The sequence below is a fragment of the Empedobacter sedimenti genome (genome assembly GCF_030005555.1).
Lineage (GTDB): Bacteria > Bacteroidota > Bacteroidia > Flavobacteriales > Weeksellaceae > Empedobacter > Empedobacter sedimenti.
On record NZ_JASCQG010000020.1, the window covers coordinates 1 to 21,419 of the forward strand.

The 21,419-nt window shown below is 33.4% G+C and carries 23 protein-coding genes; 19 read left to right on the top strand and 4 right to left on the bottom strand.

The window, feature by feature from the left end; genetic code table 11:
* The first annotated feature begins 303 nt into the window (after positions 1 to 303).
* The 14 genes from QHG34_RS14760 (at position 304) to QHG34_RS14825 (ending at position 14,137) form a co-directional block, all read left to right on the top strand.
* Complete coding sequence (locus QHG34_RS14760) at positions 304 to 822, top strand: helix-turn-helix transcriptional regulator (protein ID WP_282630997.1); 519 nt, start codon at positions 304 to 306, stop codon at positions 820 to 822.
* Between the two features lie 95 nt (positions 823 to 917).
* Complete coding sequence (locus QHG34_RS14765; RefSeq protein WP_282630998.1) at positions 918 to 1,340, top strand: HYC_CC_PP family protein; 423 nt, start codon at positions 918 to 920, stop codon at positions 1,338 to 1,340.
* An 86-nt stretch (positions 1,341 to 1,426) separates the two neighbouring features.
* Positions 1,427 to 2,809, top strand: a complete 1,383-nt coding sequence (locus tag QHG34_RS14770; protein WP_282630999.1) for a TolC family protein — start codon at positions 1,427 to 1,429, stop codon at positions 2,807 to 2,809.
* 19 nt (positions 2,810 to 2,828) lie between these two features.
* Positions 2,829 to 5,987 carry an efflux RND transporter permease subunit gene (locus QHG34_RS14775; RefSeq protein WP_282631000.1) on the top strand — a complete coding sequence of 1,053 codons (3,159 nt, stop codon included), beginning with the start codon at positions 2,829 to 2,831 and terminating at the stop codon, positions 5,985 to 5,987.
* A 4-nt stretch (positions 5,988 to 5,991) separates the two neighbouring features.
* Positions 5,992 to 7,104 carry an efflux RND transporter periplasmic adaptor subunit gene (locus QHG34_RS14780; protein WP_282631001.1) on the top strand — a complete coding sequence of 371 codons (1,113 nt, stop codon included), beginning with the start codon at positions 5,992 to 5,994 and terminating at the stop codon, positions 7,102 to 7,104.
* A gap of 7 nt (positions 7,105 to 7,111) precedes the next feature.
* The gene (locus tag QHG34_RS14785; RefSeq protein WP_282631002.1) at positions 7,112 to 7,531 is read left to right on the top strand and encodes a hypothetical protein; all 420 of its coding nucleotides are present in this window, start codon (positions 7,112 to 7,114) and stop codon (positions 7,529 to 7,531) included.
* Positions 7,532 to 7,603: 72 nt separating this feature from the next.
* Positions 7,604 to 8,512: an HPP family protein gene (locus QHG34_RS14790; protein ID WP_282631003.1), complete on the top strand. Its 909-nt coding sequence runs from the start codon at positions 7,604 to 7,606 to the stop codon at positions 8,510 to 8,512.
* A gap of 7 nt (positions 8,513 to 8,519) precedes the next feature.
* Positions 8,520 to 8,852, top strand: coding sequence for a 2Fe-2S iron-sulfur cluster-binding family protein (locus tag QHG34_RS14795; RefSeq protein ID WP_282631004.1), 333 nt, complete (start codon positions 8,520 to 8,522; stop codon positions 8,850 to 8,852).
* Positions 8,853 to 8,876: 24 nt separating this feature from the next.
* The gene (locus QHG34_RS14800; RefSeq protein WP_282631005.1) at positions 8,877 to 9,182 is read left to right on the top strand and encodes a phosphoribosylpyrophosphate synthetase; all 306 of its coding nucleotides are present in this window, start codon (positions 8,877 to 8,879) and stop codon (positions 9,180 to 9,182) included.
* Between the two features lie 271 nt (positions 9,183 to 9,453).
* A complete protein-coding gene (locus QHG34_RS14805) occupies positions 9,454 to 10,173 on the top strand; it encodes a type 1 glutamine amidotransferase domain-containing protein (protein WP_282631006.1) in 720 nt (239 codons plus the stop codon).
* Between the two features lie 10 nt (positions 10,174 to 10,183).
* The gene (locus QHG34_RS14810) at positions 10,184 to 11,113 is read left to right on the top strand and encodes an NAD-dependent epimerase/dehydratase family protein (protein WP_282631007.1); all 930 of its coding nucleotides are present in this window, start codon (positions 10,184 to 10,186) and stop codon (positions 11,111 to 11,113) included.
* A gap of 69 nt (positions 11,114 to 11,182) precedes the next feature.
* Entirely contained in the window at positions 11,183 to 12,094 is a 912-nt protein-coding gene (locus tag QHG34_RS14815; protein WP_282631008.1) for a helix-turn-helix domain-containing protein, read from the top strand.
* A 33-nt stretch (positions 12,095 to 12,127) separates the two neighbouring features.
* Positions 12,128 to 12,970, top strand: coding sequence for a helix-turn-helix domain-containing protein (locus QHG34_RS14820; protein WP_282631009.1), 843 nt, complete (start codon positions 12,128 to 12,130; stop codon positions 12,968 to 12,970).
* Positions 12,971 to 13,156: 186 nt separating this feature from the next.
* Positions 13,157 to 14,137 (top strand): alpha/beta hydrolase, encoded by a 981-nt coding sequence (locus QHG34_RS14825; protein WP_282631010.1) that lies wholly within the window; start codon positions 13,157 to 13,159, stop codon positions 14,135 to 14,137.
* Between the two features lie 65 nt (positions 14,138 to 14,202).
* Here QHG34_RS14825 and QHG34_RS14830 read toward each other — a convergent pair whose 3' ends face one another.
* The 3 genes from QHG34_RS14830 to QHG34_RS14840 form a co-directional block, all read right to left on the bottom strand.
* Positions 14,203 to 14,610, bottom strand: a complete 408-nt coding sequence (locus tag QHG34_RS14830; RefSeq protein WP_282631011.1) for a hypothetical protein — start codon at positions 14,608 to 14,610, stop codon at positions 14,203 to 14,205.
* Between the two features lie 67 nt (positions 14,611 to 14,677).
* On the bottom strand, positions 14,678 to 15,154 hold the full coding sequence (locus tag QHG34_RS14835) for a DUF2938 domain-containing protein (RefSeq protein ID WP_407080919.1): 477 nt from the start codon (positions 15,152 to 15,154) through the stop codon (positions 14,678 to 14,680).
* Positions 15,155 to 15,267: 113 nt separating this feature from the next.
* The gene (locus QHG34_RS14840) at positions 15,268 to 15,849 is read right to left on the bottom strand and encodes an AAA family ATPase (protein ID WP_282631013.1); all 582 of its coding nucleotides are present in this window, start codon (positions 15,847 to 15,849) and stop codon (positions 15,268 to 15,270) included.
* A 94-nt stretch (positions 15,850 to 15,943) separates the two neighbouring features.
* Between QHG34_RS14840 and QHG34_RS14845 the strand changes: the two genes are divergently transcribed.
* Complete coding sequence (locus QHG34_RS14845; protein ID WP_282631014.1) at positions 15,944 to 16,366, top strand: GNAT family N-acetyltransferase; 423 nt, start codon at positions 15,944 to 15,946, stop codon at positions 16,364 to 16,366.
* A gap of 22 nt (positions 16,367 to 16,388) precedes the next feature.
* Here the strand turns inward: QHG34_RS14845 and QHG34_RS14850 are convergent, their stop codons facing one another.
* The gene (locus QHG34_RS14850) at positions 16,389 to 17,339 is read right to left on the bottom strand and encodes a helix-turn-helix domain-containing protein (RefSeq protein ID WP_282631015.1); all 951 of its coding nucleotides are present in this window, start codon (positions 17,337 to 17,339) and stop codon (positions 16,389 to 16,391) included.
* A gap of 185 nt (positions 17,340 to 17,524) precedes the next feature.
* Here QHG34_RS14850 and QHG34_RS14855 point away from each other — a divergent pair, with 185 nt between their 5' ends.
* From QHG34_RS14855 to QHG34_RS14870, 4 genes are all read left to right on the top strand, one after another.
* The gene (locus QHG34_RS14855; protein WP_282631016.1) at positions 17,525 to 18,373 is read left to right on the top strand and encodes a helix-turn-helix domain-containing protein; all 849 of its coding nucleotides are present in this window, start codon (positions 17,525 to 17,527) and stop codon (positions 18,371 to 18,373) included.
* Between the two features lie 201 nt (positions 18,374 to 18,574).
* Positions 18,575 to 19,378 (top strand): alpha/beta hydrolase, encoded by an 804-nt coding sequence (locus QHG34_RS14860; protein ID WP_282631017.1) that lies wholly within the window; start codon positions 18,575 to 18,577, stop codon positions 19,376 to 19,378.
* A gap of 114 nt (positions 19,379 to 19,492) precedes the next feature.
* The gene (locus QHG34_RS14865) at positions 19,493 to 20,404 is read left to right on the top strand and encodes an alpha/beta hydrolase (RefSeq protein WP_282631018.1); all 912 of its coding nucleotides are present in this window, start codon (positions 19,493 to 19,495) and stop codon (positions 20,402 to 20,404) included.
* Positions 20,405 to 20,778: 374 nt separating this feature from the next.
* Positions 20,779 to 21,414: an NAD(P)H-binding protein gene (locus QHG34_RS14870; RefSeq protein WP_282631019.1), complete on the top strand. Its 636-nt coding sequence runs from the start codon at positions 20,779 to 20,781 to the stop codon at positions 21,412 to 21,414.
* Positions 21,415 to 21,419 lie beyond the last annotated feature (5 nt).

Consider the following 21,419-nt stretch of genomic DNA (forward strand, 5'->3'; position numbering starts at 1 on the left):
AAATTGCTCTGTTTCATAATTATCCCTAAGTTAATAAACTATATTTTTAAACGGTCCGGTTTTTAGGGAAGATTACAGTTATATTATATTAACAAAGCTGAAGAACGTTTTCTTAAAAATAATAATGATCCTTATGTTTATAGTGTTTACAAGATCAAAGGAGATTATTATTTTGGTTTACAAAACTATAAACTAGCAATAGATAATTATAAAACGGCGATTAACTATTCTAACCAAGTAAATGCGAATGGTGATAGTGATAGAGTAGTGTTGTATAAAAAGTTAAGTACAATTTATTTTATTTTGAATGATGAAGAAAATGGTAGAAAATATTTATCTATGTTCAAAACAGCAAGGTATAATAAAGATACTAAAAACAAAGAAATACCGATTGCTGCAAAAAAATCAGAGAGTAATTATTATTACATTATTTATATTATTGTATTTGTTTTAATTACAATTCTTTTCATACGATTTTTTAAATATTCAAAAGAAGAAGAACATTTACAAACAATAGATAATGCTTCGCAAGATGATATTTCATTTGTATTAAACCTAGCCAAAACCAACGATCCTAATTTCTATGTACACTTCAAGCAACTTTATCCAAATTTTATTCAAAATTTGACCAATCAATTTCCTGATTTAACGTTAAAAGACCTTATCTTTTGTTCTTACATCTATTTGGATTTTTCTACAAAAGAAATTGCAGAATATACTTTTGTTACAAGTAGAGCAATACAAGTCAGAAAAAACAGATTGCGTAAGAAATTAAATTTAGCTTCAAATATTGATTTTTATAAGTGGATTCAAGAATTTTAAAAATTTTCTCCAAAAAGAAATTATACAAAACTTAGATAAAATAGTATAAATCTTTTTATTGTTTACGATCTACTTTTGTAGCGTTTTTAATCACAATGAGAAAGTTTTTAGTTATATTCTTTTCACTATTTTATTTGGTAATGGCTTCGGGCTTTACTCAATACACACATTGGTGCAAAGAATCAGCAATTACTGTATCTAGCTTAAAAAACACAAAACAACAAGATAAACCTTGTCCAATTTGTTCTACTAAAGAAAAAGGTTTAAAAGACCAAAAAAAGAATTGTTGTCAATATGATACTAAGATTGTAAAGGTTGATGACAGTGTAAAAAAACAAAATAGTTTTGATTTTTCTGTAAAATTTTTAGAATTCACTCTTTCTAATAAAACATTAGGAACTGTTTATGATGCTGAAATTTTAGCTTTAGCAAATAAGAACAACAATACATTTACTTCTTCCAAAATTCCTTTCAAAGGAAAACCTTTACACATTTTACATTGCGTTTATAGAATTTGATTTTAGACTAAAATCTATTTAGCAGCTTCAGTTTTTTCTGATACTGCTACACATTTTTATGTCTAATTTTTAAATTATATAGTACAATGAAACTAAAATTCATTGCCTTAGTAAGTTTTACATTTGTTTGTAGTATTAGTAGTTACGGACAAGTTTTAACCTTACAAGAAGCTCTTTTTCGAACAGAAAATCAGTACGATAAAATTAAATCAAAACAATTATTGATTGATGCTGCTCAACAAAATACAGCTTTTCAGAAACAACATTATTTACCAGATTTTACTGTCTCTGCCCAACAAAATTTTGGAACGATTAACGTACAACATGGACCAATGTATGCTTATGGTGGTTTAGCTTCTGCGGCAACTTCTATGCCGTTAGCAGATCAAAACTGGAATGCTGCTTTCGGATCTCTTTATTTTGCCAATGTTAATTGGAATTTATTCACTTTCGGTCGAAATAAAAATCAGGTCGAATTAGGAATAAAAAAAGAGTCTACAGCTAAAGCAGATTTACAACAAGAAATTTTTCAACAGCAAATAAAAGTTGGAGCTGTTTATCTTAATTTATTAGCTAGCCAGCGAATAAAATTTGTTCAAGAAAAAAATGCTGAGCGTGCTCAAGTTTTTTATGAAATGACGAATGCACGCGCAAAAAGTGGCTTAATTCCAGAAGTTGATTCGCAATTAGCTAAAGCGGAATGGTCTAATGCAAAATCATTGCAAATAAAGGCATTTGACAAAGAATTAGAATGGTCAAAGCATTTGGCTGTTTTGATGAATGATGATTTTAAAGTGTATGAATTAGATAGTTTGTATAGTACATCTTTACCAAAAAAATTAGAGAAATCTACGGAAGAAAATTTGAAAGTACATCCTTATTTACAATTTCAACAAAGTAAAATTGATGAAAATGAGCAACATATCGAATTACTGAAATCAAATAAGATGCCCAATCTATCAGCATTTGGCATTATTCAAGGTAGAGGATCAGGATTTGATGCTAATTATGCTCAAGATAATTCAGCTTATTCTACAAGTTATTTTAAAGGTGTTGGAATAGACCGTGGTAATTATCTGTTAGGTTTCTCACTTACTTGGAATATCACTAATTTTTTTAAATACAATACCAAAGTAAAAGAACAAAAATACATTTCACACTCATTGCAATATGTATTTGATTCACAACAAAAAGAATTGAAAATCTTGTTTCATCAAGCAAATGCACAATTGGATAATGCATACGATAATTTCGAAGAAACAAAAGTTCAATTACAAGCAGCTGAAATGGCATATAAACAGCAAACAGCTTTGTATCAGAATGGTTTAACAACTTTAGTCGATTTTACTCAAGCTTTATATAGTTTGAATAGAGCAGAGATTGATTATGAAATAGCTCAAAATAACGTTTGGCAAGCCTTGTTGTTGTTAGCATCTGCTGAAGGTGATATAAAGGTTATTACGCCATAATTTATCAAGAAATTTAGATATGAATATAATAAAAATTGCACTTCGAAAACCTATAGCAATTATGGTTTTGGTGTTGGGGTTATTATTCTTTGGTATTAAAGCAACCAAAGAAATTAAAGTGGATATTCTTCCAGAAATGGATTTACCTGTAGTTTACATTGCACATTCATTTAATGGTTATACGCCACAACAAATGGAAGGTTATTTTACCAAAATGTATGTTAACATGATGCTTTTTACAAATGGAGTAAAAAGTATTGAATCTAAAAATACGCAAGGGTTAACTTTAATGAAAGTTACCTTTTATGAAGGTACAGAAATGGGAGAAGCTATAGCTACAATAAATGCTTTGTCTAATCGTTCTCAAGTATTTTTACCTCCCGGCGCGCCACCTCCATTTATTATTCGATTTGATGCATCATCTCAGCCAGTGGGACAATTGGTATTTCGCAGCAATACAAAAACGAATAATCAATTACAAGATATTGCCAATTTTAATGCACGTCCTTTCTTGATTAAAATTCCAGGTTTAATGACTGCACCACCTTTCGGAGGAAGCCCACGTACAATAGAGGTAAATATTGATCCTTATAAATTGCGTTCACATAATATTTCACCTGAGCAAATTGTAGAAGCAATAAGCCGAAATAATATAACATCTCCTTCTGGGAACATATATATTGGAGATAAAAACTATTTAACTCCAACTAATAATACGGTTAAAGAAGTAGAAGAATTAGGAGATATTCCAATTTTCAAAGGATCAGTAGATAATGTTTATATCCGAGATGTAGCAACGATAAAAGATGGTGCTGATATAGCGACTGGTTATGCGCTGATTGATGGTAAACGTTCTGTTTATATCAATATAGCAAAAGCAGGTAATGCTTCTACATTAGATGTTGTCAATACGTTGAAAAAAGAATTACCTAACATTCAACGAAATATGCCAGATGATGTTCAGATCTCTTATGAATTTGATCAATCTATTTATATTACTAATGCGTTGAAAAGTTTAGTTATAGAAGGAGTCTTAGGTGCATTGTTAACTGGGTTGATGGTAATGTTATTCTTAAATGATCGTCGTGCTGCATTGATTGTAATTATGACGATTCCGATTTCCATTATTTCTGGCGTATTGTTTTTGAAATTATTTGGACAAACAATTAACATTATGTCGCTTTCAGGTTTAGCCTTGGCAATTGGTATTTTAGTTGATGAAAGTACGGTTACAATCGAAAATATTCATCAACATTTTGCAATGGGAAAATCAAAAGCCCAAGCTATTTGGGATGCGTGTAAGGAGATAGCTTTCCCAAAATTATTAATTATGTTGTGTATTTTGGCGGTTTTTGCACCCGCATTTATGATGACTGGAATTCCAGGATCGCTGTTTATGCCACTTGCCTTAGCGATTGGTTTCTCGATGATTGTTTCCTTTTTATTATCACAAACTTTTGTACCAGTTATGGCAAACTGGATGATGAAACACAAAAAGGATCATTGCGAAAATCCAGCTCATAAAGAGGATTGGTTTTCTAAATTTAGAAATCGTTTTGTAAACTTTTTAACTCAACTAACAAAACAGAAAAAAATCATTGTCAGTATAAGTTTATTATTGGTTTTGGTTGGTGGTTTCGCATTGTATCAAATTACAGGAAAAGATGTGTTACCAACATCTAATTCAAGACAATTTCAAGTTCGCATAAAAGCTACAGAAGGAACTAGAATAGAGGTTACAGAAGCAAAAGTGAAGCAATTTTTAACTCATCTTAAAAATAATGTAGGAGAAGATAACATCGCAATTTCTTCGGTATTTATTGGTCAACATCCATCTACATTTGCTGTAAGTCCCGTGTATTTATATAATGCAGGGCCACACGAAGCCTTGATGCAAGTTGCTTTGAAAGAATTTAAAGGAAATTCAGATGAATTGAAAGATGAATTAAGAGTCTATTTCAAAGAAAAAATGCCTGAATTATCTATTTCATTTGAACCAATTGAGTTAACAGAGAAAATTTTAAGTCAAGGAACAAATACGCCGATTGAAATTCGTGTTTCTGGAATGATGAAGAAGATGAATCGTATGTATGCAAATAAACTTTTAGCAAAATTAAAAGAGATTGATTATCTACGCGATCAACAAATTCCTCAATCAATGGATTATCCTGCTATGCAGATTAATATAGACCGTACAAGGGCTGCACAATTAGGATTAGATGCACAAGATATTGCGAAATCATTAGTTGCTGCAACTGCTTCTACTCGTTATACAAACAAAAACTTTTGGGTAGGAGGTATGATGGGAATCGCTTACGACGTTCAGGTTCAAACACCACAAAATATTTTGAATAGTAAAGAAGAGCTAGCGAATTTACCTTTGACTAAAAACTCAGATCGACCTGTTTTGGGTGATGTTGCAACGATTACGCCTACAAAAGAATTGGGAGAAAGCTACAATTTAGGAACAATGGGTTATACAACTGTTACAGCAAACTTGTATAAAACAGATTTAGAACAAGCTTCACAAGATGTTAATGCTGCTATCGCTTCGTTAGGAGAACTTCCGAAAGGAGTTAATATTGAAGTAGCAGGAATGACACCAGTTTTAGAAGAAACGCTGTCTAGTTTAGCCACTGGATTATTAATCGCTGTAATTGTAATTTTCTTGATGCTTTCAGCAACATTTCAGTCGTTTAGAGTCTCTATCGTCATATTATCAACGGTTCCGTTTGTAGTTGTTGGAGCGTTATTAATGTTAAAAATAACTGGATCTACATTAAATCTTCAATCGTATATGGGATTAATTATGTCGGTTGGTGTTTCTATTGCAAACGCAGTATTGTTAATCAGTAATGCTGAAACGTTAAGAAAACTAAATAATGATTCTATTTTATCAGGAATTGAAGCAGCAAAGCTTCGTATTCGTCCAATTATAATGACAACTTTAGCCATGATTGCTGGTATGTTACCTATGGCAATTGGTTTTGGTGAAGGAGGAGATCAAATTGCACCATTAGGTAGAGCCGTTATTGGAGGTTTGTTGTTTTCAACTTTTTCTGTTCTAATTATTCTTCCATTAGTATTTGGATGGATGCAGAAAAAAGCAAGTATAATCTCTCCTTCTTTAGACCCTGAAGACGAAAATAGTATCCATTTTGTACAATCAAATCAATAAAAAAATGCAATTCAAACATATAATACCAGTTGCTGCTTTGATTCTTTTATCAGCTTGTAACAAAAACGAAAATAAAGAAGCCAAACCTGAAGCAAAAGGAATGGAAATGATGAATATGATGGAAACGATTGAAATTTCGAAATCGAATCCATTGGTTCCTTTAAAATTAGCAGGTGAGTTAAAACCATATGAACAGACAGATTTGTTTGCAAAAGTAAATAGTTATGTCAGACAAATTCGTGTAGATATTGGTGATAAAGTAACTCGAGGACAAATTTTGGTTGTATTAGAAGCACCAGAAATTGTTTCACAAATAGCAAACGCGAAAGCTAAAGTTCAAGCGCAAGAAGCTATTTATTTAGCAACAAAAGCAACTTATGATCGAATGTTAAAGGCTGATGAGACAAAAGGAGCTGTAGCAAAAGATGCAATAGATCAGATAAAAGCCAGAAAATTATCGGACGAATCTCAATTAGCAGCTGCACGTTCAGCCTATAATGAAATCAGAAATATTAATGATTATTTGGTGATTAGAGCACCATTTAGTGGCACAATTACCAATAGAACAATTGATTTGGGTGCCTATGTTGGTCCAATGAATAAAGAGCCACTTTTGGTGATTGAAAATAATCAAAAGTTGAGGCTAAATCTTTCTATTCCAGAAGCGAGCACGCCTTATGTAAAGTTAGGAGATACTATCCGTTTTTATGTACGTTCGCAACCGCAAGTAAAACATATGGCTCTTGTGAGTAGAAAGTCTGGAAGTTTGGATGTAAAGCTTCGTTCAGAAAAAATTGAAGCAGATTTTATCAATCAGAATAATATGCTAAAACCATATATGGTAGCAGAAGCAAATATTTCTTTACAGAATGCATTACCGACTTTTTTTGTACCAAAAATGTCCATTGTAGAAAGTGGTACGGGAGTTTATGTAATTGCTGTAGAAAATGGTAAAACTAGAAATATTGCAGTTAGTAAAGGACGTACGATGGATGATAAAATTGAGGTTTTTGGAGAACTGATAGAAGGAAGTAAGATTCTGAAAATGGCTTCTGAAGAAATCGTAGAAGGAACAAAAGTTCCAACTTCATCTAAAACAAAACTTGCTAAAAAGTAATTTTATAATGAAGTTATTTCTTAGAATCGTAATTACCGTAGTATTTGCTACGGTAATTTTTATAGGATGTTCGGAAAATAAAACTGAGCAGACAAAGGAAAAATCAGTCAATAATGGCTTATTAAATCTTTCCAAAAAAGGAAAAAATGTCCCGAATAATATGGTTTGTATGGTAAATGATGCTTACATGGGAAAACAACAAATAGAAGTTCCTTACGAAAGCAAAATGTATTATGGTTGTTGTGATAATTGTAAAGAAAAAATCCCGAAAGAAGCAAACGTTCGTTACGCAACTGATCCTCACTCTTTGAAAAAGATAAGCAAAGCCGATGCCTATATTGTCGTAATAGGAAATAATGATGAGGTTGCTTATTTTGAAAGTAAAGAAAATTATCAATTATTTTTAGAAGAAAATTCAACTTTGTAAGTTAATTAATGATGTTTAATAATTAACTTTAAATAAGTTATACTTTTATTGAATTGAATTTAAAAAGCAAAAATGTATAGTTTAAACACTAATAATATATTGCCAAAATACATTGTAACGTATGTTTTTATATTGGCAATGGTAGCTGTAGCATATTTCGCAAAAGATAGAGAAATTGTTCTCCCCGAAATAGCTGCAATGGCTATTGCTCTTTGGGTTTGGCAGGATGAAGCATGGCTTCGTCAACCAGATAAAATATTTATTTTACCTTCTTGTACCGCCGCAATCGGATTTGCTATAAACATGTTACACATACCATATCTCAGTAAATTAATGCTTGTATTAATCGCTATGTTGGTTGTAATGATTTTATTTAAATATAGTTTTCCTCCTGCATTGGCAACAGGTTTTTTACCCATTGTTACAAACGCGTACGAATGGTCTTTTATGATAGCGATTCTGATTACTACTTTTATATTGATGTTGGGCGTACTTGTTTTTAAGTTGAATAAAGATATCAAACGAGAAGTCGAATTCAATCGAAAAGGACTTTTTATTTATTTTACAATTACTACAATTTGGATGTCTATTGCTTGGGCGTTCAAAATAGAACAAATGGCTTTAATTCCGCCTATTACAGTTGTGATTTATGAATCAATTAATATGAAAATGTATAGCTTAAAAATAGCAATTAAACAAGTCGCTATTCTTACAATTTCAATAACATTTGCTGTTTTATTATCAAATTATATTGAAAATTGGTTGATTTTATCAATTCTGTTTCTATTGATGATGAATTTATTATTGAAACTTTTTAGAATGAAAATTCCTGCAGTTTATGCATTCCCATTTTTGATTTTTGTTTTTCCTCCCGAAAAAGTTTCGGGTTTACCTATAGCTAGTTTAGCTGTCTCAGTTGTTTGTTTTACAATGGTGTATTTGTATCATAAGTACATAAAGTCAAAAATAAAATTAGTATAGCAAAAAGATGAAAGATATAATACTTAAAATTACGGATAGAGAAGGAGTATTTCACGAAATATCCGCTCCAACAGACATGGCAATGAGTGTAATGGAAATAATTCGCGCATATGAACTTGTAAAAGAAGGAACTTTCGGAGTTTGCGGAGGTATGCTTCTTTGTGCAACATGTCAATGTTACATGGATTCTGAAGATATAGAACTTCCAGAAAAAAGTATGGAAGAAGACATGTTACTAGACGATGCTTATCATGTAAAAAGTAATAGCCGTTTATCTTGTCAATTATCGCTAACAGAAATATTAAATGGTTTGCAATTAACAATTGCTCCTGAACAATAAAATACCTTAAAAAAATATAGAAAAATGGCAGAAAATGAAACTTTAATAGATGTCTTAAATACCTTAAAGAAAAAAGGATATACAGAAGATTTTAACTTAAAACAGAATTGTATTGAATGCAGAAATGGAGAATATCGTATTTTTCATAATGAGTTTGAAGTAGACGAATATTTTCGATTTGATAATGATAGTGATCCAGCTGATCAATCAATTTTGTATGCGATTTCATCAGAAAAGTATAATTTGAAAGGAGTTTTAATCAATTCTTATGGAATATATAGTGAGGAAATTACAGATGAAATGTTGGATAAATTGAATATGAAAAAATAGATAATTAAAAAGCTGATTTACTCAAGTAAATCAGCTTTTTTATGTTTTTTTGAATTAAAACTTATTTTTTATTACTCGCTCCAAAATCTCCTCCACCAATTTTTGACTTTGAAAACGCGTTTCTCAAAATTACTGGAAAAAAGGTCAAAAAGATTTTTTACTGACAAAAGTAGATTTTCCAATTTACCGAGATTCTGTTACTCATTTCGTAAATCCAGTTACTATTTAGCATCAATTTTGTTGGAAATTTGTATCAACAAAAAGCAGTACAATGTCACTAATTAAAATATTAATAGTCGTAACCAACGTCAATATCTACGCAAGTGGAAATTATCCAACAGGTTTATGGTTAAGCGAGTTAACACATATTTACCATGTGGCTGTAGTAAATGGTTATGAGCTAACTATCGCAAGTCCAAATGGTGGTGAAGTTCCTATAGATCCAGAATCTTTAAAGTTTTTCACTCTAGATAAATTATCGAAAAAGTATTGGAATGATTCTAAATTTAAAGAGATTTTGAAGAACTCCAAAAGCTTAGAATCAATTAAAAATGAAAATTTTGATGTCATTTATTTAGCAGGTGGACACGGAACGATGTATGATTTTCCTGACAATACAGAAATCCAAAATATCATTTCAAAACAATATGAAAGCAATAAAATAGTTGCCGCTATTTGTCACGGTGTTGGTGGTTTGTTAAATGTGAAATTATCTAACGGAGATTATTTAATAAAAAATAAAAATTTAACAGGTTACGACTGGTTTGAAGAAGGTTTGGCTCGCAGAAAAAATGAAGTTCCTTTCAATTTAGAAGCTGCTTTAAAAGAACGTGGTGCAAACTATGAAAACGCTTTTATTCCAATGACATCGAAAGTTGTGGTTGATGGAAATTTGATTACCGGTCAAAATCCGTTTAGCTCCAAAGAAATGGCAAAAGTGGTTATTAAAGAGCTTGAAATGAAGAAGAAAAATCAAAATCTTAATTTATAAACTCAGAAAAATGCAAACAATATTAGGCGCAAACGGACAAATCGGAGAAGAACTCGCAAGAGAATTAAAACGAAATTATACTTCGGAGATTCGAATTGTCAGTCGAAAACCGAAAAAAGTCAATGATACTGATGAAGTTTTTGCTGCTGATTTATCAGATCGTGAACAAGCAATTGAAGCGGTAAAAGGCAGCGAAATTGCCTATTTCACACTTGGGCTTCCTATAAATTCAGAAATGTGGGAAAAACAGTTTCCTGTTATTTTAAAAAACGTAATTGAAGCCTGCAAAATCCACGGAACCAAATTGGTTTTCTTTGATAATACCTATATGTATCCGCAGGACGGAACAATTTTAACCGAAGAAACGCCTTTTAAACCTTATGGTCGAAAAGCCAAGGTTCGAAAAGAAATGGCTGAAATGGTTTTGAATGAAATGAAATCAGGCGGTGTAGAAGCAGTTATTTGTCGTGCTCCCGAATTTTATGGACCTGCAAAAACACAGAGCATTACCAATACTTTAATTTTCGACAAAATAAAAGCTGGGAAAAAACTAAAAGTTCCTTTAAGTGATTCGAAAAAGAGAAGTCTTATTTGGACTCCCGATGCAAGTCGAGCAACGGCCTTGATTGGAAATACGCCTGATACTTTTGGTCAAACTTGGCATTTACCTATTGATGAAAGTCGCCCAACTTATAAAGAATTCATTGCGTTGGCTTCGCAGGTTTTTGGAAAAGACTTAAAGTATTCAGTGATTCCAAAGTTTGTTTTTAGAATGGGAGCTTTGTTCAATAAACAGGCAAAAGAATTGTTAGAATTGTTGCCTCGATATGCACATGACAATATTTTTAATGATTCAAAATTTAGAAAACGTTTTCCTGGTTTTAAAGTAACAAGTTATCGAGAAGGAATGGCAGAAATTAAAAATCAAGTATTAAAATAGTGTTAAACAATTCATTTTCAACAATCTTTTTAATCAATAAATTGTAATTTTAAATATTCAAAAAAACTGATGAAAACTCCATTTAAGATCAATTCTATTTCTACGCTTCATAGTCTTTTGAACTTGAAGAAGCCTTCTAATCCGTTGATTAGTGTTTTCGATTTGGATAAAATTTCTTTGGAGCCAGACAAAATTACCGCTCCATTTACATCAGATCTTTATTTTATTGCTCTTAAAAAAGATTGTGCAGGCGGAATTCAAAAATACGGGCAAAGTCACTATGATTTTGAGGAAGGAATGATGTACTTTTTTGCGCCGCATCAGGTTTTGCAGTTTAATGAAATAGTTTTGGCGAGTCTTAAAGGCTTTGTTTTGGTGGTACATCCCGATTTCTTCCAAGGCTATCCGTTGGCTTCCGAAATCAAAAACTACGGCTATTTCTCGTACACAAGCAATGAAGCTTTGTTTTTTTCTGACAAAGAGGAAAAATCTTTGATGGATATTGTTGAAAATATGAAACAGGAAATCGATACCAATATCGATGGATTTACACAAGATTTATTGGTGTCAAACCTCGAATTATTGCTAAAATATTGCGACCGCTTTTATAATCGTCAGTTTATCACGCGAAAAAAAGTCAACAACGATTTACTTTCAAGGTTGGAAATGCTTTTGGATACCTATTTTCAACAAGAACAATTGCTTTTGCATGGCATTCCAACAGTACAATTTATAGCAAACGAATTGAATTTAAGTCCAAATTACCTAAGCGACATGCTCCGCGTTCATACGGGACAAACGACGCAGCAGCACATTCAGAATCGATTGATTGACAAAGCCAAAGAATTGCTTTCAACGACGGATAAATCGGTTTCGGAAATTGCTTATGAATTGGGTTTCGAGCATCCGCAATCTTTTAATCGATTATTCAAAAACAGAACGGCGGTTTCGCCTTTGGAATTCCGACAATCATTTAATTAAATCTATTTTGAAACTTTAATAAAAGCAAAATTTATGTTTCAGTTTGAATCTAATTATAAAAAATTTGGTTATCAACAACTAAACTCTGAAAACGTCGAATTAGCCAATGGTTTAACGCTTCGGTCTTACATTCGGGTTTTATTTATTCCCAAAGGCTATTCTTTATCAATTGATTTTAAAACCTACGAAACGACTTCTCCGACTTTGTTTTTCATCAATTCCAATCAATATTTGAATATTTTGGAATGTGGAAGCAAGTCAGCACATTTGCTTTTTTATAATCGAGATTTTTATTGCGTTCAGATTCATGATGCCGAAGTGGCTTGCGATGGACTTTTATTCAATAATATTTTTCAGATTCCTAAAACCGAATTGTCGAAAATTCAAATTGAAAATGTCCAAAATATTTTTGATACGATTGGAACTGAATTGAATTTTGGTGACGATCATTCCGAAGAAATGGTAAGAATTCGTTTAAAGGAACTCATTATTCATGCAACAAGACTTTGGAAAGAACAAAATTTAGCCTCAAATAAAGAGCATGATGCGAATGCGGAAGCAGAATTATTCCGAAATTTTGGTCGAATGGTAGAAATTCATTTCCGAGAAAAACACAGCGTTGCCGATTATGCAGATTTAATAGGAATTTCGCCCAAAACTTTGTCTAATAAATTTAATAAACTGAATTTTGAAAATCCCAACGAATACATCAAAAACCGAATTCTTTTAGAAGCCAAACGTCTGTTGATTTACACTGATTTAAGCGTGAAACAAATTTCCTACAATTTGGGTTACGAAGATCCAGCGTACTTCAACCGATTATTTGCCCAGAAAATTAAAGTTTCGCCAGCTGTTTTCCGAAAGAATTATCTGTAATGGTTTAAAATTTTACATCAAAGGAAAAAAGTACAATAAATTGGACTTTTTTGCCATTTTCTTGACTAAGTGGTGGTTATATCTTTGCAATGTCAAAATGATCAAACAAAAACAAACGAAAGATCACAAGACACAAATTTTAGAGTTTAAAACAATATTTACTAATCATTTTAAAAAACAGAAATTATGTCACAAAATGTAAAAGCGGAAAACGATCCACAAATCCTAAAAGGAATTAGAGAATTTTTAAATGTATTAAACAACAGCGGTGGCGATCCATTGGAAACGATGACTCCACAAGCGGCGAGACAAGTGCTTGTAGATGCGCAGAATTCGGTTCAGTTTGATTATTCGGACATTGTAGAAACCGAAAGAGAAATCACGCAAGACGGAATCACGGTGAACATCCACATTGTAAAACCTGCTAATAAAGCCAATGAAAAATTGCCTGTTTTTATCTTTACACACGGCGGTGGTTGGATTTTGGGAGATTATCCTACACACCGAAGATTGGTGAGAGATTTGGTAGTGAATAGCGGTGCAGCAGCGGTTTTCACAGATTATACGCCTTCTCCAGAAGCACAATATCCAGTAGCTATTAATCAAATTTATGCAGCAACAAAATGGGTTTCTGAAAACGGTGACGAAATTGGTGTTGATGGTAAAAATATGGCTGCAGCAGGAAATAGCGTTGGCGGAAACATGACGGCGGTACTTTGTTTGATGGCAAAAGACAAAGGCGGACCAGAAATTAAATTCCAGTTGTTGTTATGGCCAGTTACAGACGCAGATTTCACAAGAGAATCTTGGTCGAAATATGCTGATGGCAGATTCCTTACGGCGCCGTTGATGAAGTGGATGTGGGACAATTATCTTCCAGATCTTGAAAAACGTAAAGAATATTACGCAACGCCTTTCAATGCGCCTGCAGAAAAGCTAAAAGGTCTACCACCAGCATTGGTTATGGTTGCTGAAAACGATATCTTGGCGGATGAAGGTTTGGCTTATGCACGCAGATTGGACGAAGCTGGTGTTCCAACAACTATTCAAACTTTCAACGGGTTTATCCACGATTACGGATTATTAAATCCTTTAGACCACGTTGATGCAGTACATTTCTCATCAGAATTGGCAGCGCTTGGCTTAAAGAAAGCTTTGTTTAAATAAAAATTTTTCAATAATATAAAAGCTGATTTACGAGGGTAGATCAGCTTTTTTTATGCTTTTTGAATTTAAACTTGTTCTTTATTAATTCGTTCCAAAATTTGCTCCACCAATTTTTGATTTTGTTGAACACGTTTTTCCAATGTAATTTCCAGAAAATAAGCGATAATACTTGCGCCAAGCATTTCCATAGCAACTGAAAATTGGACGTTGGTCAAAATATCATTCGCAATCTTATAATTGGATAGAACTTCGGTGTATTCAACGATTTTTGAAATAAAAATCATCAAAACACTGATTCCCGCCAAACGAAAAATGTACTTTTTCTTAATAAAACTAGAGTCCGAAAGTTTTGCAAGAAGTCTGGGGTTTTTCTGTAAAAATTCGAGTTCGGCGTTGGATAAATTCAGCGATTTGTCCATCAAATCGTTATCCACCATTTTGTCAACAATCTCATTAAATTGATTTTTTGCCATAATCTTTCGAATTTTATTTACTCAAATTTAAAAAATCTAAAGAAATTATCGACTAAAAACAATACGATTAATACATTACAAAACTCAATCCTAAAGCCGCCAAATACAATCCCAATCCATAAATAAAATGTGCTTGTAAACTTCTTAGTCGTGAAAGATTTGGATTTGGAGTTTTGGAAGCAGCGAAACCAAATCCAAAAGCGGGTTGCATCAAAAACCAAGGCGCAATCGTTGTCGCAAGTCCAATTAAAATAGATGGCAAAAATGTTGGATTTTTAAGCCAATTTATTCCACAGATTAAAAGCAGTAAAAACGCAAACGAAATTCCGATAAGATAATGAGAAATCCATCCAATTGCTCGTTCTCCCTTTATTTTTTCAGATTGAAGAATATTTTGATGCGTGAAAATTCCATTTTTAAAATGTCCAACCCATCGACCAACAATCGCATAATCCAAAGATGGAATATTGAAAAATCGCTTAATAAAAACTGCATACAAATCCATAAAAATTGTTGCGCCAACTCCGATGATGACTGAATACATCAGTATTTTAAATATATTTTCCATAATCTTACAAAACAAAAAATTTAATACTGCAAATCTATTCTGAGGCAAGGGAATATTCCCGACACAAATCCTTGGAAAAGTTGCACAAATCAAAGATTTTGATACTTTAAAAATTTAAGAACGAAATCAAGTCGATCATTAATACTCATTTTTGGCACTTCAATCGGCGAATAACCAAACTCTAAATAGGTTTGTTTCATCATTTCGTGCGTGTACAAAACCTCCTCCCAACTTTGTTTTCGTTCCGAATCTGTTGTGTAAATTTCTTTCCACGGTGGGAGAATAAATACATTTTGATAAGGATTTTCCCGAATTAGTTTCAAACTGTTTTCATCAATCTTTAACTGTTCCATTTTCATATAACAAATGCTATCAAGATGACCTCTATCAAAGAAAACTGGACTTTTTACATCAAGTTTTTTCTGTTCAGAATAACTTTTCAAAGCAGCTTCCAACATCAGGTCGGTATATTTTTGTTTATTTTGCCAAGGCAAAGCGTCACCGTCAACTTGCATTTGTTCTTTAATAATGCGTCGGGCATCTTCAGGAACAGTTTTGAAACCATGATGGCTCAAAGCTTCTATCAAACTTGTTTTACCAACGCTTGGTCCACCAGTCAGGACAAAAAATTGATTGGATTCTGATGTAAATTGTCGGTTTTGTTTGTTCATTTTTTTAATAAAATTGAGGTCTGTTTTGTTCATGGGAAAATAAATGTTAAATTTCACAGATTTAGTTGCTTGTACAATGTTTAAAAAATAAAACATGATTAGGAAGATTGAAGCCAAAGATTATCAAGATTTAATACCGATTTGGGAAAGTGCGGTCCGAAATACGCACGATTTTTTGAAGGAAGAAGATTTCAACTTTTATAAGGAACAAATCCCGATGTATTTTGAACATGTGGATTTATTTGGCTTTGAAGAAAACGGAAAATTAATTGCTTTTATGGGCATTGCAGAAGAAAACCTTGAAATGCTTTTCATTCATAATGACGCTCGTGGAAAAGGAATTGGTAAGCGATTATTAAACTATGGAATTGCGAATTGCAATGTTAAAAAAGTGGATGTTAACGAGCAAAATACACAAGCTGTTGGATTTTATGACCACATGGGATTTCAGGTTGTTAATAGTTCTGAGCTCGATGGACAAGGAAAAGCCTATCCAATTTTGCATATGAGTTTATAAATTTTGACTAAGCAATTTTTCATCAATGCTTATGGTTTTTTCGAAACTGTAAAGGCGTTAATCCTGTTTGCTTTTTGAAGAATCGATTAAAATAGGAATCGTCTGTAAAATTCAGTTCAGAAGCAATCATCGAAACCGTGTCATTGGTCTGTAATAAACGAGATTTCGCTTCTTGCAAAACCTGTTTTTGGATAAAATGACTAGCGGGCAAACCCGAAACCTCCTTCACCAAATCGTTGAGATAATTGGGATGCACATGCAACAAATCGGCGTAATCGCTCACTTGTCTTTTTTCAATAAAATGTTGATTTACCAATAACTGAAACCGTGATGTCAACTGGTCTTTTCGGGATAAAGAAAAATTTTCTTGAGCTGCTTTTTTGTTATAAATCCGTTCGGCTTCCAGCAAAATAACATTCAAAAACATTCGAGTTAACAAATCATCGTTGAATGTTGATTTCTGACATTTTTCGTTATTTAATTTCCAAAAAAGATGTGTCATCATACCTGTTTCGCGCTCAGAAAGTTCGATGAAAGGTTCTTTATCCAAATCAAAAAACGGAAACTGATTTAATTTGATTTGATGTTTAATACAAAGTAGAAAATAATCTGCATCGAATAGACAATAAATGCCCTCCACATCGTCGCTCCAACGTTCCACAGCATGAATTTGATTTTCACCCACGAAATACATGGTTTGTGGTCCGAATTGGTATTTTCGATGCCCAATACTTTCCTTAATTTGTCCTCCCGTCAACAAAACAATACTATAAAACTTTCGGCGTGTTTGCTTTCCTGCAGTGTCTTTTTGCTGTTTTTTGAGGTCTTCAAGCGTTGCGATTTCCAAAAATCCATTTCCATGCTCGTACGAAATCGCACTACATTCCTCACAAAAACTTGTTGGCGCATCATTCAAATAAAAGTCTTTGAAATCCTGCTCGTTATGGAGCTCTTTAATGTCGGATTTTTTCATTTTAATCATCTTTTTATTCTGCTTCACCAACAAATCTCTTCCGGTAGCTATTGAATCAAAAACCCAAATGTATAAATTCCTACGCTTTCTCAATCCGTAAAATGTATCTTTTTGCAAGTATTTTGTATCGAAATTAGAGGAACTGGTTTTATAATTTTGTACCTTTCAAATACTATATTTTCATTATGGCTAAAACCTTCAACATACCGTCTTTCCTAAAATATTTGAACATCGATGCGTCAGATAATAATCAAATTCAGGTGATTCATTACGACGAACATCCCAATTTGTTGTTGGAATCTGATCCTGTTCAGCTCGATTTTTATTTGATGGCGTTAAAGGATAATATTGATGTAGCGCCACCGATTGAAGAAATGTCCAGCGCGTATATGTTTTTGGACAAACCCGGAAATATTTTGGAATGGCAACTGGATAAACCTTTCTCGGGATATGCGATTTTCATCAATTCTAAGTTGTTGGATAAGTTTGCAAAAGACTATTCATTTTCGGGATATACACGCCACGAAGCCTTGTATTTAACGGAAAGAGAAAACAAAATCCTGTTCGATTTGTTTATTAAAGCTTTTGATGAGTTTAAAAGTGAAAACGCTTCAAACGATGTTTTGATTTCCTATGCTACCTTAATTCTTTCCTACACTAAAAACTTTTACGAAAGACAATTTCAAGATAGAAGTAAGGTATATAATAAAGTAGTTGCAGATTTTTACAAGCAACTCGACCAGTACTATAATGATGATAATCACAAGGAAGTTTTGCCCACTGTTGCGCATTTTGCGGACAAAGCCAATCTTTCCACCAACTATTTTGGTGACGTGATCAAGCATTATACAGGGCAATCGCCTTTAGAATTGATTCATGAGAATATTATCCAAGTCGCGAAGAAAATGTTACTCAACACAAAAGATTCGGTTAACGAAATCGCTTATAGTTTAGGTTTCGAATATCCGAACTATTTTAGTCGGTTTTTTACCAAAAAAACGGGTTTATCCCCCAAAGTTTTTAGGAATCAGTAAAATGTATCTTTTTTAGAGTAAAACGTCTTCAAAACCTGCCTAAGTCTCGCCATACCTTTGTCCTATCAAAATTGAATAACAAAAACGAGACAAATTATGGCAACAAAAAAAGTACAATACAAGAACGAAGATTGTAGCATTTCTGCCAATCTTTTTTTACCAAAAGATTTTAGCGAATACAAAAAATAAGCAGCGATTGTAGTGGGTCACCCAGCAGGTGGCGTGAAAGAACAAACCGCAGGAATCTATGCGGAGAAAATGGCGGAGCAAGGTTATGTAGCTTTGGCTTTTGATGCAAGTTTTCAAGGGGAAAGCACAGGAACGCCGAGACATCAGGAAAATCCATATTATAGAGTTCAGGATTTTTTAGCAGCCATCGATTTTTTACAAACTCAAACATTTATTGATGCTGAAAAAATCGGCGCAATCGGAATTTGTGCAAGTGGTGGCTACCTAACTGCTGCTACAAAACAAGATCACAGAATCAAAGCTTTGGTAACGGTGAGCGGCGTTGATATCGGCGAAATGTACCACAAAGGTTGGAACGGAAAAGGTGGAACGGTAAATATTATCGAAACTCTGGACAGTGTTGCAAAACAAAGAACTGCAGAAGCCAACGGCGCAGAACCTGTTTATCTAAATTGGGTTGGCGAGCGAAACGAGGATTACGGAAAAGAAGCAACCGATGGTTACGATTATTACAGAACGCCTCGTGCGCAACATCCGAACGCAACTGGAGAATATTTGTTAACAGACCTTAGCGCATTAATTGCTTTCAGAGCTTTTGATCGTATCGATAGCCTTTTAACACAGCCTTTATTGGTGATTGCAGGCGACCAAGCACTTTCTTTTTGGAACAGCGAAAACCTTTACAACAACGCAGCAAGCGAAAACAAAGAGCTTTTTGTGGTGAAAGGTGCTAATCATTTCGATTTGTATGACATTCCAGAATATGTAAATCAAGCTGTAGAAAAAGCAACAACATTTTTCAATAACGCATTATAATTTAATTCAAAAAAACAAAAACGTAAAGGCTTAAAAAAGCTAATAAAATAGAGCCTTTGCAATAATTTAAAAACAATTTCTAAACTAAATAATAACAAACAAAATTTTAAAAAAATGAAAAAGTCAGTAACATTCAAAGCATTGTATTGGGATATCGCAGCAGATTTATTATTCCCACCAAACTTCGACGAAAACAAGAAGTATCCAGTAATCATCAGCACACACCCAATCGGAAGTTGTAAAGAGCAAACTTCGGGTAACGTGTACGGAAAAGCGTTTGCAGAGGAAGGTTTCGTGGTTTTAGTACCCGATGCATCTTTCCAAGGAGAGAGCGGTGGCGAGCCAAGACATTTGGAAGATCCATCTTTCCGAGTGGAAGATTACAGCTACGCAATCGATTATTTGGTAACCCTTCCTTTCGTTGACGAAAAACGTATCGGTGTGTTAGGAATCTGCGGTGCCGGTGGTTATTCTATCAATGCAACAATGAAAGAACGCCGTATTAAAGCGGTTGCAACGATTACAGGAGCAAATTACGGACGAGTAATGCGTGAATTTGGTGATCCAATTGCAAATCTTGAAGCGATTGCAGAACAAAGAACTGCGGAAGCAAGAGGTGCTGCAATGAGAGTTGACCAAGGTTTATACCCAACAGTTGAAGCTGCAGAAGCGGATAACGCAAACATCGACTTCTTGGAAGCTACAAAATATTACCGTACTTCTCGTGGCGAAAGCGCAAACGGAGTGAACAAAACAATTTTCTCACACAACGCAACAGCACTTACTTGGGATGCTTACAACTTGGCAGAAAAACTATTAACGCAACCATTATTGGTAATCGTTGGTGGAATTCCTGGAGGATTTGGGGCTTACAGAGATGGTTTTGAAATCGTGCGTCGTGCGGCTTCCACTAAAAAAGAATTAGTCGTAATCGAAGGTTGGTCTCACTACGATTTGTATGACAAACCAGAACCAGTAAAACAAGCTTTGGCTAAATTGATTCCTTTCTATCAAGAAAATCTTTAATCAAAAAATCCATAGATGCATTGTTCAAGGGCAATGCATCTTTTTTTAAACAACGAGTTTGAATTTAATTTCGATCATTTTTAAACGCGAAGAAAAACAAAGCTATTGTCATTGGAAAGTGATGAATATGTTAAACAAAGACGCTTCGCTTATTTTTAAGAAACACCAAATTGTTTTTCTTTGATAAGTTTGACGCCTTTGTTTACCTTAACTTCAATTAAACCTTTAGATTCAACCTTGTCTAACCTTGCGTTTCAAAATACTTTTTCGAATTCAACTTTTTTAAAATTAAAAAAATTAGCCAAAACTTTGCATCACAAAATAATTAAAAATCTTGCAAAACCCCTTTGGCATCAACAAAAAATATATTCAAAATGAAAACAAAAGTTTTAGTATTAGGCGCAGCAGGAGCCATCGCACAGCACGTCGTAGAATTTTTACACAACGACAACAATATAGAATTAACACTTTTCGCAAGACACGCCAATCAGCTAAGTCAATATGCGTCAACAGCGAAAATAATTGAAGGCGATATCGCAAATCCAGAATTGTTAAATGATGCTATCAAAGGTCAAGACATCGTTTATGCAAACCTTTCGGGTGACGTTGATAAATTGGCGACTTTAATCTCCAACGCAATGACGCAAAACGGAGTTCAACGATTAATTTTTGTAACGGCTTTAGGCGTGTACAACGAAGTTCCAGGGAAATTTGGCGAGTGGAACAATAGAATGATTGGTTCTGAGTTAGTTCGATACGGAAAAGCAACCAAAATTATTGAAGATTCAAAATTAGATTATACCGTTGTTCGTCCATCTTGGTTAACCAATAATAATGAAGTTGATTTTGAAACTACTCAAAAAGGTGAACCTTTCGTTGGAACCGAAGTTTCCAGAAAAGCAGTTGCAGCCTACATTACAGAAGTTATCAAAAATCCGACAAAAGATTCTAAAGCGAGTGTTGGTGTTAACAAACCTGGCGTTTATGGTGATAAGCCTAATTTTTATTAGAAATC

What these genes read in the sequence shown, in the direction of transcription:
- QHG34_RS14765 (WP_282630998.1), top strand. Translation starts at nt 918, where the DNA reads ATGAGAAAGTTTTTAGTTATATTCTTTTCACTATTTTATTTGGTAATG.
- QHG34_RS14770 (WP_282630999.1), top strand. Translation starts at nt 1,427, where the DNA reads ATGAAACTAAAATTCATTGCCTTAGTAAGTTTTACATTTGTTTGTAGT.
- QHG34_RS14775 (WP_282631000.1), top strand. Translation starts at nt 2,829, where the DNA reads ATGAATATAATAAAAATTGCACTTCGAAAACCTATAGCAATTATGGTT.
- QHG34_RS14780 (WP_282631001.1), top strand. Translation starts at nt 5,992, where the DNA reads ATGCAATTCAAACATATAATACCAGTTGCTGCTTTGATTCTTTTATCA.
- QHG34_RS14785 (WP_282631002.1), top strand. Translation starts at nt 7,112, where the DNA reads ATGAAGTTATTTCTTAGAATCGTAATTACCGTAGTATTTGCTACGGTA.
- QHG34_RS14790 (WP_282631003.1), top strand. Translation starts at nt 7,604, where the DNA reads ATGTATAGTTTAAACACTAATAATATATTGCCAAAATACATTGTAACG.
- QHG34_RS14795 (WP_282631004.1), top strand. Translation starts at nt 8,520, where the DNA reads ATGAAAGATATAATACTTAAAATTACGGATAGAGAAGGAGTATTTCAC.
- QHG34_RS14800 (WP_282631005.1), top strand. Translation starts at nt 8,877, where the DNA reads ATGGCAGAAAATGAAACTTTAATAGATGTCTTAAATACCTTAAAGAAA.
- QHG34_RS14805 (WP_282631006.1), top strand. Translation starts at nt 9,454, where the DNA reads ATGTCACTAATTAAAATATTAATAGTCGTAACCAACGTCAATATCTAC.
- QHG34_RS14810 (WP_282631007.1), top strand. Translation starts at nt 10,184, where the DNA reads ATGCAAACAATATTAGGCGCAAACGGACAAATCGGAGAAGAACTCGCA.
- QHG34_RS14815 (WP_282631008.1), top strand. Translation starts at nt 11,183, where the DNA reads ATGAAAACTCCATTTAAGATCAATTCTATTTCTACGCTTCATAGTCTT.
- QHG34_RS14820 (WP_282631009.1), top strand. Translation starts at nt 12,128, where the DNA reads ATGTTTCAGTTTGAATCTAATTATAAAAAATTTGGTTATCAACAACTA.
- QHG34_RS14825 (WP_282631010.1), top strand. Translation starts at nt 13,157, where the DNA reads ATGTCACAAAATGTAAAAGCGGAAAACGATCCACAAATCCTAAAAGGA.
- QHG34_RS14830 (WP_282631011.1), bottom strand. Translation starts at nt 14,610, where the DNA reads ATGGCAAAAAATCAATTTAATGAGATTGTTGACAAAATGGTGGATAAC.
- QHG34_RS14835 (WP_407080919.1), bottom strand. Translation starts at nt 15,154, where the DNA reads ATGTATTCAGTCATCATCGGAGTTGGCGCAACAATTTTTATGGATTTG.
- QHG34_RS14840 (WP_282631013.1), bottom strand. Translation starts at nt 15,849, where the DNA reads ATGAACAAACAAAACCGACAATTTACATCAGAATCCAATCAATTTTTT.
- QHG34_RS14845 (WP_282631014.1), top strand. Translation starts at nt 15,944, where the DNA reads ATGATTAGGAAGATTGAAGCCAAAGATTATCAAGATTTAATACCGATT.
- QHG34_RS14850 (WP_282631015.1), bottom strand. Translation starts at nt 17,339, where the DNA reads ATGAAAAAATCCGACATTAAAGAGCTCCATAACGAGCAGGATTTCAAA.
- QHG34_RS14855 (WP_282631016.1), top strand. Translation starts at nt 17,525, where the DNA reads ATGGCTAAAACCTTCAACATACCGTCTTTCCTAAAATATTTGAACATC.
- QHG34_RS14865 (WP_282631018.1), top strand. Translation starts at nt 19,493, where the DNA reads ATGAAAAAGTCAGTAACATTCAAAGCATTGTATTGGGATATCGCAGCA.
- QHG34_RS14870 (WP_282631019.1), top strand. Translation starts at nt 20,779, where the DNA reads ATGAAAACAAAAGTTTTAGTATTAGGCGCAGCAGGAGCCATCGCACAG.